Genomic DNA, 16,867 nt, shown 5'->3' with positions numbered 1-16,867 from the left:
GGAGGAGGGGCGGACGCGTCGGGCCGGCGTGTCGTCCTTCGGACTCAGTGGGACCAACGCCCACGTCATCCTCGAAGAGCCTCCGTTGGTCGAGGCCACACAAGCATCCCCGAAGAACCAGTCGGTTCCGTCGGCCTCCGTCGTCCCGTGGATCCTGTCCGCCCGGAGTGAGAAGGCGCTGCGTGAGCAGGCCGCGCGTCTCTCCTCCAGCGTGACGGATGCAGACCCGGTTGATGTGGGGTATTCGCTGGCGGTGTCGCGGTCGGGGTTTGGGTGTCGTGCGGTGGTGGTGGGTTCTGAGGTGGGGGAGTTGTTGGCGGGTGTGGTGGGGGTTGCTGATGGTGAGGTGGTGCCGGGTGTGGTGCGTGGTGTTGCTTCTGTTGCTGGTGGTGGTGGTGGGACGGGGTTTGTGTTTCCGGGGCAGGGGTCTGGGTGGGTGGGGATGGGGCGTGGGTTGTATGGGGTGTTTCCGGTGTTTGCTGAGGCGTTTGATGGGGTGTGTGGGTTGTTGGAGGGTGAGTTGGGTGGGGTGTTGCCGGTGGGGGTGGGGTTGAGGGATGTGGTGTTTGGTGAGGTGGAGCTGGAGTCTGGTGTGGGGTCTGGTGTGGGGACGGGTGTGGCGCAGGCGGGGTTGTTTGCGGTGGGTGTGGGGTTGGTGGGGTTGTTGGGTTCGTGGGGGGTGCGGCCGGATTGGGTGGTGGGTCATTCGGTGGGGGAGGTGTGTGCTGCGTGGGTGGCGGGGGTGTTGTCGTTGGAGGATGCGTGTGTGTTGGTGGGTGCGCGGGGTCGGTTGATGGAGGGTGTGGGTGCGGGTGGGGTGATGGTGGCGGTGGAGGCGTCGGAGGGTGAGGTGGTGCCGTTGTTGGGTGGGGGTGTGTGGTTGGGGGCGGTGAATGGTCCTCGGTCGGTGGTGTTGTCGGGGGTGCGGGGTGCGGTGGAGGAGGCGGTTGCGGGGTTTGTGGGGTTGGGGCGGCGGGTGCGGTGGCTGGAGGTGGCGGATGCGTTTCATTCGGGGTTGATGGATGGGGTGTTGGAGGAGTTCCGGGGTGTGGTGGAGGGGTTGGAGTTGGGTGATCCGGTGGGTGTGGGTGTGGTGTCGTCGGTGTCGGGTGGGGTGGTGGGGGCGGGGGTGATGTCGTCGCCGGGGTATTGGGTGGAGCAGATTTCGTCGGCGGTGCGGTTTGCGGATGCGGTGGGGGTGGTGGAGGCGGCGGGTGTGGTGTCGTTCGTGGAGGTGGGTCCGGGGTCGGTGTTGTCGGGGATGGTGGCCGACTCGGTGGGTGAGGGGTCGGCTGCGGTGGGTGTGCCGTTGCTGCGCAAGGGCCGGGACGAGGTGCTGTCGCTGGTCGAGGGTGTGGGCCGGCTCCACGAGCGCGGTGTCTCGGTGGACTGGGAAGCCTTCTTCGCCGGCCAGGGCGCCGAGCGGATCGACCTGCCCACCTACGCCTTCCAGCGCCGCCTCTACTGGCTGACGCCTGAGGCCCCGTCCCAGGTGGAGGCCGCGGGACTGGTGTCCCCCGGCCACCCTCTGCTCGGAGCGGCCGTGGTCGCCCCGGAGACGGGCGGAATCACCCTGACGGGGCGCCTGGCCCTGGGCACCGCACCCTGGCTGGCCGACCATCAGGTACTGGGCAACGTCGTGCTGCCCGGCACGGCGTTCGTGGAACTGGCCATCCAGGCCGGAGACCGCGTGGGCCTTCCCGTGCTGGAAGAACTGACGCTGGCGGCCCCGCTCACCCTCGCCACGGACACGGCCGTCGCTCTCCAGGTCGTCGTCGGGGAGCGGGACGAGAGCGGACGACGACCCGTCACGGTCTACTCCCGTACCGAGGGCGTACCGGACGACACACCTTGGGACCGGCACGCGACCGGAGTCCTCACCTCGGAGGACGACGGGACGGGGACGGAGTCCGGGGAACTCACCGTCTGGCCGCCGGAGAAGGCGGCACCCGTCGACATCGACGGTGCCTACGAGCGGCTCGCGGCCCTCGGGTACGACTACGGACCGGTGTTCGCCGGCCTGCGTGCGGTCTGGCACCGCGGCGAGGAACTGTTCGCCGAGGTGTCCCTTCCGGAGGACGGACCGGCCGGCACGGACGCGTTCGCCCTGCACCCCGCCCTGCTCGACGCGGCGCTGCACGCCCAGCTCCTCGGCACGGGCACCGACACGGCCGACACCGGCACCGGCACCGGACGGACCCTGCTGCCGTTCGCCTGGAACGGTGTGACCCTGCACGCCGTCGGCGCCACCTCGCTGCGCGTGCGCATAGCGCCCACCGGTGCGGACAACGGAGCCGTGTCCGTGACGCTGGCCGATGCCGACGGCGAGCCCGTGGCCTCCGTGCGGTCCCTCGCCGTACGGCCCGTGTCGCCGGAGCAGCTCGGCACCGGCCGGGGCACGGCCGCCGGCGAGTCGCTCTTCCGGCTCGACTGGAGCGTCGCCGCGACGACGGACGAGCCGGCCGACACGGCGGGCTGGGTCACGGTCGGACGGGCGGACGTCCCGGTCGGCGCGCTTCTTGGCGGCGGCGGGGAAACGGCGCGTCACGACGACGGCCTCGCCGCGCTCCTGGCGGACCTCGCGGCCGGAGCCCCCGCTCCCGAGGTGCTGATCGTCGCCGCGGACGACGGCATGCCGACGCCACACACGTCGGTGTCCTGCCCTCCCGGCATGCCGACCGGCGCACCGGCCGACGTCCGGGCCCGCACCCTGGGGGTGCTGGCACGGCTCCGGTCCTGGCTGGCCGACGAGCGGCTCGCCGCGACCCGGCTGGTCGTGCTGACCCGCAACGCCGTCGAAGCGGGCGACACCACGGTGGACCCGGCGGAAGCCGCGGTATGGGGCCTGGTACGCGCCGCGCAGGCCGAGCACCCCGGACGCATCGTGATCGCGGACATCGATCACGACATCGCGGACATCGATCACGACGAGGCGTCCCGGCGGTCGCTCACGGCAGCCATCGCCTCGGGAGAGCCCGAGCTGGCCCTGCGGGCGGGGAAGACCCTCGTGCCTCGTCTGGTCCCCGCCGCGGCCCCGGCGCCCCCGGCGTCCGGCGCCTGGGACCCCTCCGGCACCGTGCTGATCACCGGTGGCACCGGTGGTCTCGGCGCCCTGCTCGCCCGGCACCTAGTCGGTGAACACGGCGTACGCCACCTGGTGCTGGCCGGCCGCAGGGGCATCGAGGCGGCGGGCGCCCGCGACCTGGTGGCGGAGCTGACGGCACAGGCCCCGGTCGACGTACGCGTGGCCGCCTGCGACGTCGCCGACCGCGAGGCGCTGGCCGCGCTGCTGGACTCGATCCCGGCAGCGCACCCGCTCACCGCGGTCGTGCACGCGGCAGGCGTCGTCGACAACGCCCTCGTCGGCTCACTGACCGACGAGCAGGTCGAGACGGTACTCCGGCCCAAGGCCGACGGCGCCCACCACCTGCACGAACTGACGGCGGGCATGGACCTGTCGGCGTTCGTTCTCTTCTCCTCCGCCGCCGGTTACCTCATCGGCGCCGGACAAGGGGGCTACGCCGCGGCGAACACGTTCCTCGACGGTCTGGCTCAGCACCGCAGGGCTCAGGGACTGCCCGCGTTGTCCCTGGCCTGGGGGCTCTGGGCGGAGAGCGACGGGATGGCGGCCCGCCTCGACAGGGCGGGACGCGAACGCCTCGACCGGCTCGGCCTGCCGCCGCTGGCCACGGCGGACGCCCTCGCTCTGTTCGACGCGGCCCTCGCCGCCGACGCGGCCACGCTGGTGCCCGTACGGCTCGATGTGCCGGTCCTGCGGGCCCGCGGCGGTCAACTGCCGCCGGTGCTGCGGGGCTTCGCCCGAGGCCCTGCCGTCCGGCGCTCCGCGGGGGCGGCCGGGCGGGCGCAGGAGGGCCCGGACCTCGCCGAGCGGCTGTCCGGACTGTCCCCCGCCGAGCAGGACAGGACCCTCACGGAACTCGTCGGACGGCACGTCGCGGAGGTCCTCGGATACGGGTCGGCCGACGCCATGGAACCCGGCAGGTCCTTCACGGACCTGGGCTTCGACTCCCTGGCGGCGGTCGAACTGCGCAACGCGCTCGCGACGGCGACCGGCCTCAAGCTGCCGGCCACCCTCGTCTTCGACCACCCTGACGCGGAAGCCCTGGTCCGCCATCTGCGGGCCGAGCTGGTATCCGCACCACTGGGACCGGTCGAGGCGGTCCTCGCCGAGGCCGACCAACTGGAGGCCGCGCTCCTCGCGCTGTCCGCCCAGAACGGCGCACCCGGCGGTGACGGCACGAGCGGCCCGGCGGCGGACCCGGCCGCCCTCGCGCGGATCACGGCCCGCCTGGAGGCGCTGCAGCGCAAGTGGCACACGGTCCAGGGACCGGAGCCGGAACACGAGGCGGAGCAGGACCTCGACATCGTCACCGACGACGAGCTCTTCGCGGCGCTGGACCGGGAGTTGGGACCGCACGCCGACGGGCCGTCCGACGTCGCCGACCGCACGCGATCAGCACCAGAGACAGGGCCGGGAACGGCTTCGGAACGGGGGGACCGCCGATGACGGGCGAGGAACGGCTGCGGGACTATCTCAAGCGCGCCACCGCCGACCTGCGGCACACCAAGCAGCGCCTGCGGGACGTGGAGGCGAGGGCCCACGAGCCCGTCGCCGTCGTCGCCATGGGATGCCGGTACCCGGGCGATGTGCAGACCCCGGAGGACCTGTGGCGTCTGGTCGCCGACGGCACCGACGCCATCAGCGGGTTCCCCGTCGACCGCGGCTGGGACACCGAGGGGATCTACGACCCCACCCCCGGCCGCCCCGGCAAGACCTACGTGCGGCACGGCGGATTCCTGCACGACGCCGCCGAGTTCGACGCCGCCTTCTTCGGGATCAGCCCGCGCGAGGCACTGCGGGCGGACCCGCAGGAACGGCTCCTCCTCGAAGTGGCGTGGGAGACGATCGAGCGCGCCGGCATCGACCCGGGCAGCCTCAAAGGCACGGCCACGGGGGTGTTCGCCGGCCTCATGTACCACGACTACGCCGGCGGCAGCCCCGGCGGCGCCTTCGCCTCCGGGCACATCGCCTACACGCTCGGTCTCGAGGGCCCCGCCTACACCGTGGACACGGCGTGCTCGTCGTCCCTGGTCGCGCTGCACCTGGCCTGCCAGTCGCTGCGCAAGGGCGAGAGCGACCTCGCTCTCGCCGGCGGGGCCGCCGTGATGGGCACGCCCGAGATGTTCGTGGACTTCAGCCGCCAGCGGGGCCTGGCACCCGACGGCCGGGCCAAGTCGTTCGCCGAGGCGGCGGACGGCACCAACTGGTCCGAAGGCGTCGGCCTGCTCCTGCTGGAACGGCTCTCCGACGCCGTACGCAACGGCCACCCCGTGCTGGCCGTCGTGCGGGGCTCCGCGGTCAGCCAGGACGGCGCCAGCAACGGCATCTCGGCGCCCAACGGGCCCGCGCAGCAGCGGGTGATCCGGCTGGCTCTCGCGGACGCCGGGCTCGACACCGCGGACGTGGACGCCGTGGAGGCACACGGCACGGGAACCACGCTCGGCGACCCCATCGAGGCGCAGGCGCTCATCGCCACGTACGGGCAGGGACGCACCGAGGACCGGCCGCTGTGGCTCGGTTCCGTCAAGTCCAACATCGGCCACCCGCAGGCCGCGGCCGGAGCGGCGGCCGTCATCAAGATGGTGATGGCCACCCGGCACGGAATCCTGCCGAAGACCCTGCACGTGGACGAACCGACGCGGCACGTCGACTGGTCCGCCGGGCAGGTGCGGCTGCTCACGGAGCCGGTCCACTGGCCCGACACCGGCCGGCCGCGGCGCTCCGCCGTGTCCTCCTTCGGCATCAGCGGCACCAACGTGCACGTCGTCATCGAGCAGGCGCCCCAGGACGCCCACCCGCGGACACCGGACGACCGGGTGCCGGACGACGGGGCGTCCGCCGGTACGGCCGTCGCCTGGCCCCTGTCGGCGAAGACCCCGGACGCGCTGACCGCCCAGGCCGACCGCCTCGCGACGTATCTGGAGGAGAACCCGGGGCGCTCGCCCGCAGGCGTCGCGCGGACCCTGGCCACCGGCCGTTCGCCCTTCGCCCACCGGGCCGTCGTCGTCGGCGGCGACCGGGACGAACTGGTCGCCGGCCTGCGTGCCCTGGCAGCCGGGACGCCCCCGGCGTCGGTGCCCACCGGCCGTGCCGACGTGCGCGGCAGGACCGTGTTCGTCTTCCCCGGACAGGGCTCGCAGTGGACGGGGATGGCCACGGAACTGCTGGCCGGCGCACCGGCCTTCGCCCAGCGGTTCACGGACTGCGAGAAGGCGCTCGCCCCCTACCTGGACTGGTCGCCGGGCGAGGTGCTGCGCGGCGCACCGGACAGCCCCGCGATGGACCGCGTCGACGTCGTACAGCCCCTGCTGTGGGCGGTGATGGTGTCCCTCGCGGCGCTGTGGCAGGAGTACGGCGTCCACCCCGACGCCGTCGTCGGCCACTCGCAGGGCGAGATCGCCGCCGCCTGTGTCAGCGGTGCGCTGTCACTCGAGGACGGCGCACGCGTGGTCGCCCTGCGCAGCCGGGCCATCGCCCGCGGGCTCGCCGGGCCCGGCGGCATGGCCTCGGTGGCGCTGCCCGCCGCCGAACTGCGCGCACGCCTCGCCCGGCGGCCGGACGAGCTGTCCGTCGCCGCCGTCAACGGAGCCCGCTCCACGGCCGTCTCCGGGGACGCGGACGCGCTCGACGCGCTGCTCGACGAACTCCGCGCCGAGAAGGTGCGGGCCCGCCGGATACCCGTGGACTACGCCTCGCACTCCGCGCAGGTCGCCCGGATCGAGGAGCAGCTGCTGCGCGACCTGGCCCCGCTGACACCCGGCCGGGGCACGGTCCCCATGCTGTCCACCGTGACCGGCGAGTTCGTGGCCGACGGACAGCTCGACGCCGCCTACTGGTACGCCAACCTGCGCCACACCGTCGAATTCGCCTCCGCGGTGGACCGGTTGGCCGCGCAGGGGCACACCACGTACATCGAGGTCAGCCCCCATCCCGTACTGACCATGAGCGTGCAGGAGACCCTGGACGCGGTCGCGGACCGCGCGCAAGCGGCGACCTCGGCGGACACCGTCGTCGTGGGCACCCTGCGCCGGGACGAAGGCGGGCTGCCGAGGATGCTCACCGCGCTCGGCGAGCTCCATGTGCGGGGCGTGCCCCAGCGCTGGCCCGACCTGCACCCCCAGGCCGAACCGGCCGACCTGCCCACCTACGCCTTCCAGCGCCGTCGCTACTGGGCGCAGGCCCCGGACACCGACCGCGCCGCGGCGGCCACGCCGGACACCGCACCGGACGCGGCGTTCTGGAACGAGGTGGAGTCCGGCGACGCGGACTCGCTGGCCCGGCTGATCGGGGCCGACGCCGCACCGCTGCGGGACGTGGTGCCCGCGCTCGCCGCGTGGCGCCGTGCCCGCCTCGCCGCAGCCACCGTCGACTCCTGGCGCTACCGCATGACCTGGCAGCCGGTCACGGCCCCCGCCGACGCCATCCCGTCCGGCACCTGGCTCGCCGTCGTGCCCGCACCACCCGCGGACGACTCCGGTCCCCACACGGGCCTGCCGCGCACCGTCCTCGACGGACTGCGCGCCCACGGCCCCCGGCTCGTCACCGTCGAGGTGCCCGACGACGCGGACCGGGCCGATCTCGCCGAGCGCATACGCGCCGCGCTGCCGGGCGAGCCGCCCGACCGCGTCGTGTCCCTGCTGTCGCTGGACACCCGCACGCACCCCGCACACCCCGCGCTCGCGCGGGCCACCACCGCCACCGTCACCCTCGTACAGGCACTCGCGGACCTCGGGCACACCGCCCCCCTGTGGTGCCTGACCAGCGGTGCCGTCGCCGTCGACAGCCACGACGAGCCGCCCGTGCCCGAGCGTGCCGCCGTCTGGGGCCTGGGCACCGTCCTGGCTCTCGACCACCCGCTGACCTGGGGCGGCATCGCCGACCTGCCGGCCGGCGCCGACGTGCGCACGGTGCGGCTGCTCTGCTCCCGCCTGGACGCCTCCGGAACCCGGGGCGAGGACCAACTGGCCTTCCGCCCCTCCGGCGTCTACGCCCGGCGCCTGACGCGCGCACCGCTCGGCGACCGGGAGCCGGTACGCGCGTGGCGGCCGCGCGGCACCGTGCTCGTCACCGGCGGCACCGGCGCGATCGGCGGACACGTGGCACGGTGGCTCGCCCGGTCCGGCGCCGCCCATGTCGTCCTCGCCGGGCGGCGCGGACGCACGGCCGACGGCATCGCCGGCCTGGAGGCCGAGCTCGTCGCGCTCGGCACCGAGGTCACGGTCGCGGCCTGTGACGCCGCCGACCGCGACGACCTCGCCCGGCTCCTCGACGGTCTGCCCGCCGACCAGCCGCTCACCGCCGTCGTGCACGCCGCCGGTGTACTGGGGGAGGGCAAGCCCGTCACCGAGACCACGCTCGAGGAGTTCGCCGCGATCACCCGTGCCAAGACCGCGGGCGCCGAACACCTCGACGCGCTGCTCGCCGACCGTCCGCTGGACGCGTTCGTCCTGTTCTCCTCGGGTGCCGCGGTCTGGGGCACGGCCGGGCAGACCGCGTACGCCAGTGCCAACGCCCACCTCGACGCCCTGGCCCAGCGCCGCCGCGCCCGCGGGCTGACCGCGACCTCGGTGGCCTGGGGACCCTGGGGCGGCGGCGGCATGGTCGGTGACGACGCGGCCGGACACCTCCGCTCGCTCGGCCTGCCGCAACTGCCGCCGTCCCTCGCGATCGAGGCGCTGCAGAAGGCCCTCGACCACGACGAGAGCGGCCTCGTCGTCGCCGACATCGACTGGGGGCGCTTCCTGCCCGTCTACACCCTCGCCAGGCGGCGCCCGCTCCTGGACGCGCTGCCCGAGCTGCAGACGCTCCCCGACCCGGCCGCCGCGACACCGGCCGACGACCCGGACGGCACCGACGGCCGCGACCTCGCCGCCGAGCTGGCGGACCTGACCCCGCCGGAGCGATACCGCTCCCTGCTCGCACTGGTACGCCGGCAGGTGGCCGCACTGCTCGGGTTCGACGGGCCCGCCGCGGTCGACGCCCGGCTCGCCTTCAAGGAACTCGGCTTCGAGTCGGTCACCGCCGTCGACCTGCGCAACCGGCTCGGCGCGGCCACCGGTCTGAGACTGCCCGCCACGCTCGTCTTCGACCACTCCACACCGCAGGCGCTCGCCCAGCACCTCTGCGACGAACTCGTCGGCCACGCCCCGGCGACGGAGCCCGACGAGCCGGTCCTGGCGCAGGTGGCCCGCCTGGAGGCGGCGGTGGCCGCGCTGCCGCCGGACGACACCTCCCGCGCCGGCCTCACGGCCCGGCTGCGCGCCCTGCTGAACACGCTCGACCACACCGTTCCCGGTCCACGGGGGACACCGGATGTGGAAGTCGCCGAACAGCTTCACACGGCAACCGTGGACGACGTCTTCGCCTTCATCGACAGAGAATTCGGGGGATCCTGATGGGAGTCCGTGACAGCCGGACGGAACACGGGGCCGACGGTGCCAGCGACGAGGGCGCGGACCGGACCGGCCAGGCCGACCAGGACAGGCTCCTCGGCTATCTCAAGCGGGTCACCGCCGAACTCCACCAGACCCGGCAGCGGCTGCACGAGGCGGGCGAGGACGAGCGGGAACCCGTCGCCATCGTCGCCATGAGCTGCCGCTACCCCGGCGGCGTACGCTCCCCCGAAGACCTGTGGCGCCTCGTCGCGGACGGCACCGACGCCATCGGGCCCGCCCCCACGGACCGTGGCTGGGACCTCGGTGCCCTGCTCGACACCGACCCGGACGGCACCGGCACCGGCACCGGCTTCACCGGCGAAGGCGGCTTCGTCCACGACGCCGGCGCGTTCGACGCCGGACTGTTCGGCATGTCACCGCGCGAGGCCCTGGCCACCGACCCGCAACAGCGGATCCTGCTCGAACTGGCCTGGGAGACCTTCGAACGCGCGGGCCTCGCCCCCGACGCGCTGCGCGGACGCGACGTCGGCGTCTTCGTCGGCACCGGCGGCCAGGACTACTACGACGACCTCGACGCGGACGCCGTCTCCGACGTCGTGGACGGATACCTCAGCACCGGCACCTCGGCCGCCGTGCTCTCGGGCCGGCTGTCCTACACGTTCGGGCTCGAGGGCCCCGCCCTCAGTGTCGACACCGCCTGCTCCTCCTCCCTGGTCGCCACCCACCTCGCCGCGCAGGCCCTTCGCCGCAAGGAATGCTCGCTCGCCCTCGCGGGCGGCGCCATGGTGATGTCCACGCCCACGCCGTTCGTCGCGTTCGGCAAGCAGCGCGGTCTGGCCCCCGACGGCCGCTGCAAGCCCTTCGCCGAGCAGGCCGACGGCACCGGCTGGTCCGAGGGCGCGGGCCTCCTGCTCCTGGAACGCCTCTCCGACGCCCGGCGCAACGGACACCGCGTGCTCGCCGTCATCCGCGGCTCCGCCGTCAACCAGGACGGCGCGTCGAACGGTCTGTCGGCCCCCAGCGGCCCCGCCCAGCAGCGGGTCATCCGCCAGGCCCTGGCCGCCGCCGGGCTGTCCGCCTCCGAAGTGGACGCCGTGGAGGCACACGGCACCGGAACCACGCTGGGCGACCCCATCGAGGCGCACGCCCTCCTCGCCACCTACGGCCAGGACCGGCCCGCGGACCGGCCGCTGTGGCTCGGCTCCATCAAGTCGAACATCGGACACGCCCAGTCGGCCGCCGGTGTCAGCGGCATCATCAAGATGGTCCAGGCCCTGCGGCACGACACCCTCCCGCGCACCCTCCACGCCGCCGAGCCCTCCTCGCACATCGACTGGTCCGCGGGCCGGGTGCGGCTCCTCGACGAGGCGCGGCCGTGGCCCCGGTCCGCGACACCGCGCCGCGCCGGCGTGTCGTCGTTCGGGATCAGCGGCACCAACGTCCACCTGATCCTGGAAGAAGCACCCGCCCCGGACCCGGAGCCCGCCACCGGCGACGGCCCGGACCGGGGAAGGGCCGGCGCACCGGACGGCGTCCCCGTGCCGCTGGTCGTCTCCGGACGCGGCGCCGAGGCACTGCGCGCCCAGGCGGCACGGCTGCTCGAACACGCCGAGCACGCCGAGCACGGCGAACACGCCGAGCACGCCGAGCACGGCACGCACGACGGGGACGTCGACACCGCGCTCGTCGACACCGCCTACTCGCTGGCGACCGGCCGCGCATCCCTCGACCACCGTGCCGTCGTCCTCGCCACGGACCGCACGACGGCGCGGCGCGGCCTCGCGGCCCTCTCCGCGGGCGACAGCGCCCCGAACACCTTCAGCGGCACCGCGACGAACGGGCTCACCGCCTTCCTCTTCACCGGCCAGGGCTCCCAGCGTCCCGGCATGGGAGAGGAGCTGTACGCCGCGTACCCCGCGTACGCCGAAGCCCTCGACACGGTGTGCGAGGCGTTCGACGGACTGCTCGGACGGCCACTGCGCGAGGTACTGACCGCTCGCCCCGGGACCCCCGAGGCGGCGCTCCTCGACGAGACCGAGTACACCCAGGCCGCGCTGTTCGCCGTGGAGGTCGCGCTCTTCCGGCTGCTGGAATCGTGGTCCCTGCTGCCGGACTTCGTGGCCGGTCACTCGATCGGCGAACTGGCGGCCGCGCACGTCGCCGGAGTGTTCTCGCTCGCCGACGCCTGCACCCTGGTGGCCGCCCGAGGCCGGCTCATGCAGGCGCTGCCCGCGGGCGGAGCCATGGTGGCGGTCCGGGCCACCGAGGAGGAGACCGCCACACTGCTGCACGGCAGGACGGACGTCGCGGTCGCCGCGGTCAACGGGCCCCGGTCCGTGGTGATCTCCGGCGCCGAGGAAGCGGTCCTGGAGGTGGCCGCACTCCTGGAGGAGCGCGGCAGCAGCACCCGGCGGCTGCGGGTCTCGCACGCCTTCCACTCGCCGCTGATGGACGCGATGACGGCCGACTTCCGCAAGGTCGCGGACTCGGTGGAGTACCGGGCGCCGCACATTCCGCTCGTATCGACACTGACCGGCCGCCGGGCCACGGCCGCCGAACTGTGCTCCGCCGACTACTGGGTCCGCCACGCCCGCGAGACCGTGCGCCACCACGACGCCGTGCGCAGCCTCGCCGACGAGGAGGTCACCAGGTTCGTCGAGCTGGGCCCCGACGGCGTCCTCAGCGCCATGGCGGAAGAGACCGACACGAGCGGGCCCGCGCACGACGCCCCCGCCGCCGGTCCTGCCGTGCTCCGGGTCCCGCTGCTGCGCGCCGGACGGCCCGGGACCGCCACCCTCCTGAGCGCGCTCGCGCGGATGTACGTCAGCGGCCTCGCGCCCGACTGGGAGGCGGTGTTCGCCGGTCTCGGTGCCCGCCGGACCGATCTGCCCACCTACGCCTTCCGGCACCGCCGCTACTGGCTGGACGAGCGGGCCGCGGGCCGGGGCCCGGCAGCGGTCGGGCTCGACCCCGCCGACCATCCGCTGCTCGGGGCGCTCACCGTGCTCGCGGACGAGGGCGGAGCGGTACTGACCGGACGCCTGTCCACCACGACACGCGGCTGGCTGGCCGAGCACCGGGTCCACGGCGCCGCGGTGCTCCCGGGGACGGCCTTCGTGGACCTGGCGCTGTGGGCCGGCGAGCAGGTGGGCCACCCCCACGTCGACGAGCTGACACTCCTCGCCCCCCTGCCGGTGCCGGCCGGTGACGGCATACGCATCCAGGTCGTCGTGGGCGCCGCCGACGACGCGGGCGCCCGGTCGTTCGGCGTCTACTCCCGCGCGGACGACGCCCCGGGCCAGGAGTCCGGCACCCCGGAGTGGACCCACCACGCCGGCGGTGTGCTCACCGGCCGTCCCGAGGACCACGCCCGACTCGACCCGGCACCGTGGCCGCCCTCCGGCGCGCGGCCGGTAGCCCTCGACGACCTGTATCCCCGGCTGGCGGCCGCGGGCCTGGACTACGGTCCGTCCTTCCACGGCCTGCGGGCGGTCTGGCAGCACGGGGAGGACGTCCTCGCCGAGGTGGCACTGCCCGCGGAAGCCGGCCACGACAGTGCCCGGCACGCCCTGCATCCGGCGGTGCTCGACGCCGCGACCCACGCGCTCGCCGCCTCCCTCGGGACCGACGCCACCTCTTCCGGTTCCGCGGGCACCCCGACGGGCGCCGCCGCACCCGGGCGGCTGCCCTTCACCTGGTCCGGCGTCTCGCTGTACTCCCGGGGCGCCTCGATGCTGCGGGTGCGGTTCACGCCGACCACCGCCGACGCCTACACGGCCGACATCGCGGACAGCACCGGATCCCCGGTGGCCCGGATCGACTCCGTCACCTTCCGGGCGGCCGGAACCGACGAGCGGCTGCCGGTCTTCCGCATGGACTGGGTCCCCGCCGCGGGACAGGACGGCGCGGGGCGTGACACGGCCGCGTCCGCCGACGGGCTGGACCACACGGTACGGATCCTGCCCGCGGGCGGCCCGCCGGCGGACGGACAGGACACCTTCGAGGCCGTCCGCGCGACCCTGCACACGACCCTCGCCGCTCTGCAGGAACACCTGAACGCGCCCTCCGAGGACCAGCCCCGGCTCGTCGTGGTGACCACCGGCGCGACGGCGGGCGACGCGGCGACGGAGATCGACCTGGCCGGTGCGGCCGTGCACGGCCTGGTGCGCTCCGCCCAGACCGAACACCCCGGCCGGCTGGTCCTGCTGGACCTGGAAAGCGGCACCGATGCCGCGGACGCCGCCGCGTTCCTCCCCGCCCTGCTGGACTCCGGCGAACCGCAGGCCGCCGTTCGCGAGGGCACACTGCACGTCGCGCGGCTCAGCCGCGTGAGCACCGGATCCGAGGACGCCGGCGCCGCGTTCCCGCCCCACGGCACCGTCCTGGTCACCGGCGCTTCCGGCGCCCTCGGCGGCGCGGTCGCCCACCACCTGGTGACCACGCACGGCGTAAACAGCCTGCTCCTGCTCAGCCGCACCGGCGAGGCGGACCCCCGGCTGGCCGCGCTGGCGACGCGACTGCGCGAACTCGGCGCCGTGGTGACCACCGCCGCCTGCGACGTCGCCGACCGCGACCAGCTCGCCGCCGCCCTCGCGACCGTGCCCGCCGACCGGCCCCTGACCGGAGTCGTCCACGCCGCGGGCGTGCTGGACGACGGCGTCGTGTCGTCCCTGACCCCGGAACGGGTCGACACCGTACTGCCGCCGAAGGTGGCCGGCGCCCTGCACCTGGACGAGCTGACCCGCGACGCGGACCTCACCGCCTTCGTGCTGTTCTCCTCCGTCTCCGGCATCCTCGGCGCTCCCGGGCAGGCCAACTACGCGGCCGCGAACACGTTCCTGGACGCCCTCGCCGCGCGCCGCCGCGCCCAGGGCCGGCCCGCGCTCTCGCTCGCCTGGGGCCCCTGGCTCGCCGACACGGCACCGGTCGGGGAGGGCGACGGCACGACGGCCGTGCACGGAATGACCGCGGGGCTCGGCGACACCTATCGCGCCCGGATGACGCGCAGCGGCGTGCGCCCGCTGTCCGCTGCCGAGGGCCTGGGCCTCTTCGACGCCGCGCTCCGCGCGACGGAACCCACGGTGATACCCGCCGGCCTCGGCGCCGCGCATCTCCGCGGCCCTGCGGCCCGCGACGCGCGCCGCCCGGTGAAGGGCGGGACCGCCTCGACCGGTTCGACGTCGGGCGTGCCGTACGCGGACCGGCTGCGCGGCCTGCCCGAGTCCGAACAGCACACCATGCTCCTCGACCTGGTCCGGGGTCACGTGGCGGCGGTCCTCGGTCACGACTCCCCGCTGGCCGTCGAGCCCGACCGCGGCTTCCACGAACTGGGCTTCGACTCCTTGACGGCCGTGGAACTGCGCAACGGCCTCGCGACCGCCACCGGTGTCCGGCTGCCCGCCACTCTCGTCTTCGACCATCCGACCGTCACGGCTCTCGTCCGTCACCTGCAGGAGGAACTCGTCGGGACCGCCGAGGGACCGGTCTCCTCGGTGCCCTCGTCCCCGGCCACCCATGACGAGCCCATCGCGATCGTCGGCATGGGCTGCCGCTTCCCCGGCGGGGTCGACTCGCCCGAGGGCCTGTGGCGGCTGGTCTCCGAAGGCACGGACGCCATCGGGGAGTTCCCCGAGGACCGCGGCTGGGACATCGACGGCTTGTACGACCCCGAGGGCGTGCGTCCCGGGTCGACCTACGTACGCCACGGCGGATTCCTGAAGGACGCGGCCGACTTCGACGCCGACTTCTTCGGCATCAGCCCCAACGAGGCCCTGACGATGGATCCGCAGCAGCGGTTGTTGCTGGAGTCGTCGTGGGAGGCGTTGGAGCGGGCGGGGATCGTTCCGGGTTCGCTGCGGGGGAGCGCGACGGGCGTCTTCGCCGGCGTCCAATACCACGACTACGTGGGCAGCAACAGCACCGGCGCGGTCGTCTCGGGGCGGGTGGCGTATGCGTTGGGGTTGGAGGGGCCGGCGGTGAGTGTGGATACGGCGTGTTCGTCGTCGTTGGTGGGGTTGCATTTGGCGGTGCAGTCGTTGCGGCGGGGTGAGTGTTCGTTGGCGTTGGCGGGTGGGGTGACGGTGATGGCGACGCCGGAGACGTTTGTGGAGTTTTCGCGTCAGCGGGGGTTGTCGGTGGATGGGCGGTGTCGGTCGTTTGGTGCGGGTGCGGGGGGGACGGGGTGGTCTGAGGGTGTGGGTGTGTTGGTGGTGGAGCGGTTGTCGGATGCGCGGCGGTTGGGGCATGAGGTGTTGGCGGTGGTGGCTGGTTCTGCGGTGAATCAGGATGGTGCGTCGAATGGGTTGACGGCGCCGAATGGTCCGTCGCAGCAGCGGGTGATTCGTGCGGCGTTGGCGGATGCGGGTGTGTCGGCGGTGGATGTGGATGTGGTGGAGGCGCATGGGACGGGGACGGTGCTGGGGGATCCGATCGAGGCTCAGGCGCTGATAGCGGCGTATGGGCAGGGTCGTGGTGAGGGTCGTCCGTTGTGGCTGGGGTCGGTGAAGTCGAATATTGGTCATGCGCAGGCGGCTTCGGGTGTTGCTGGTGTGATCAAGATGGTGGGGGCGTTGCGGCATGGGGTGTTGCCGCGGACGTTGCATGCGGAGGTGCCGTCGGCGCAGGTGGACTGGTCGGCGGGTGCGGTGGAGTTGTTGCAGGAGCAGCGGGAGTGGAGTGCGCAGGAGGGGCGGACGCGTCGGGCCGGCGTGTCGTCCTTCGGTGTGAGCGGCACCAACGCCCACGTCATCCTCGAAGAGGCGCCCGGGCGGGACGTGCCCGAAGTGCCGGAGCCGCACGACGAACTCCCCGCTCCGCGACGGAACGTGGTGCCCTGGGTGCTGTCCGGGCGGACCGAGGAAGCGCTGGCCGCCCAGGCCGAGCGGCTGCTCACCAGGGTCGACGACGCCTGGGACCTGGACCCGGTTGATGTGGGGTATTCGCTGGCGGTGTCGCGGTCGGGGTTTGGGTGTCGTGCGGTGGTGGTGGGTTCTGAGGTGGGGGAGTTGTTGGCGGGTGTGGTGGGGGTTGCTGATGGTGAGGTGGTGCCGGGTGTGGTGCGTGGTGTTGCTTCTGTTGCTGGTGGTGGGACGGGGTTTGTGTTTCCGGGGCAGGGGTCTGGGTGGGTGGGGATGGGGCGTGGGTTGTATGGGGTGTTTCCGGTGTTTGCTGAGGCGTTTGATGGGGTGTGTGGGTTGTTGGAGGGTGAGTTGGGTGGGGTGTTGCCGGTGGGGGTGGGGTTGAGGGATGTGGTGTTTGGTGAGGTGGAGCTGGAGTCTGGTGTGGGGTCTGGTGTGGGGACGGGTGTGGCGCAGGCGGGGTTGTTTGCGGTGGGTGTGGGGTTGGTGGGGTTGTTGGGTTCGTGGGGGGTGCGGCCGGATGGGGTGGTGGG

General features: G+C 73.8%; 3 protein-coding genes. All 3 read left to right on the top strand.

Annotation, left to right across the window (positions count from 1 at the left end):
• The first annotated feature begins 28 nt into the window (after nucleotides 1-28).
• Nucleotides 29-4,528 carry an SDR family NAD(P)-dependent oxidoreductase gene (locus tag Sdi02f_RS35395; RefSeq protein WP_108934797.1) on the top strand — a complete coding sequence of 1,500 codons (4,500 nt, stop codon included), beginning with the start codon at nucleotides 29-31 and terminating at the stop codon, nucleotides 4,526-4,528.
• Entirely contained in the window at nucleotides 4,525-9,477 is a 4,953-nt protein-coding gene (locus Sdi02f_RS36800; RefSeq protein ID WP_108934796.1) for a type I polyketide synthase, read from the top strand. Before Sdi02f_RS35395 ends, Sdi02f_RS36800 begins: the two co-directional genes overlap by 4 nt.
• Nucleotides 9,471-16,867: type I polyketide synthase (locus tag Sdi02f_RS35385; RefSeq protein WP_438363758.1), on the top strand; the 7,397-nt coding region annotated here is incomplete at its 3' end. The genes Sdi02f_RS36800 and Sdi02f_RS35385, both read left to right, overlap by 7 nt.

Origin of the sequence: Streptomyces ardesiacus (genome assembly GCF_003112575.1) — a bacterium.
GTDB lineage: Bacteria > Actinomycetota > Actinomycetes > Streptomycetales > Streptomycetaceae > Streptomyces > Streptomyces ardesiacus.
Note: the sequence above shows the minus strand (reverse complement) of the source record. Positions and strands in the feature narration are given on the sequence as shown.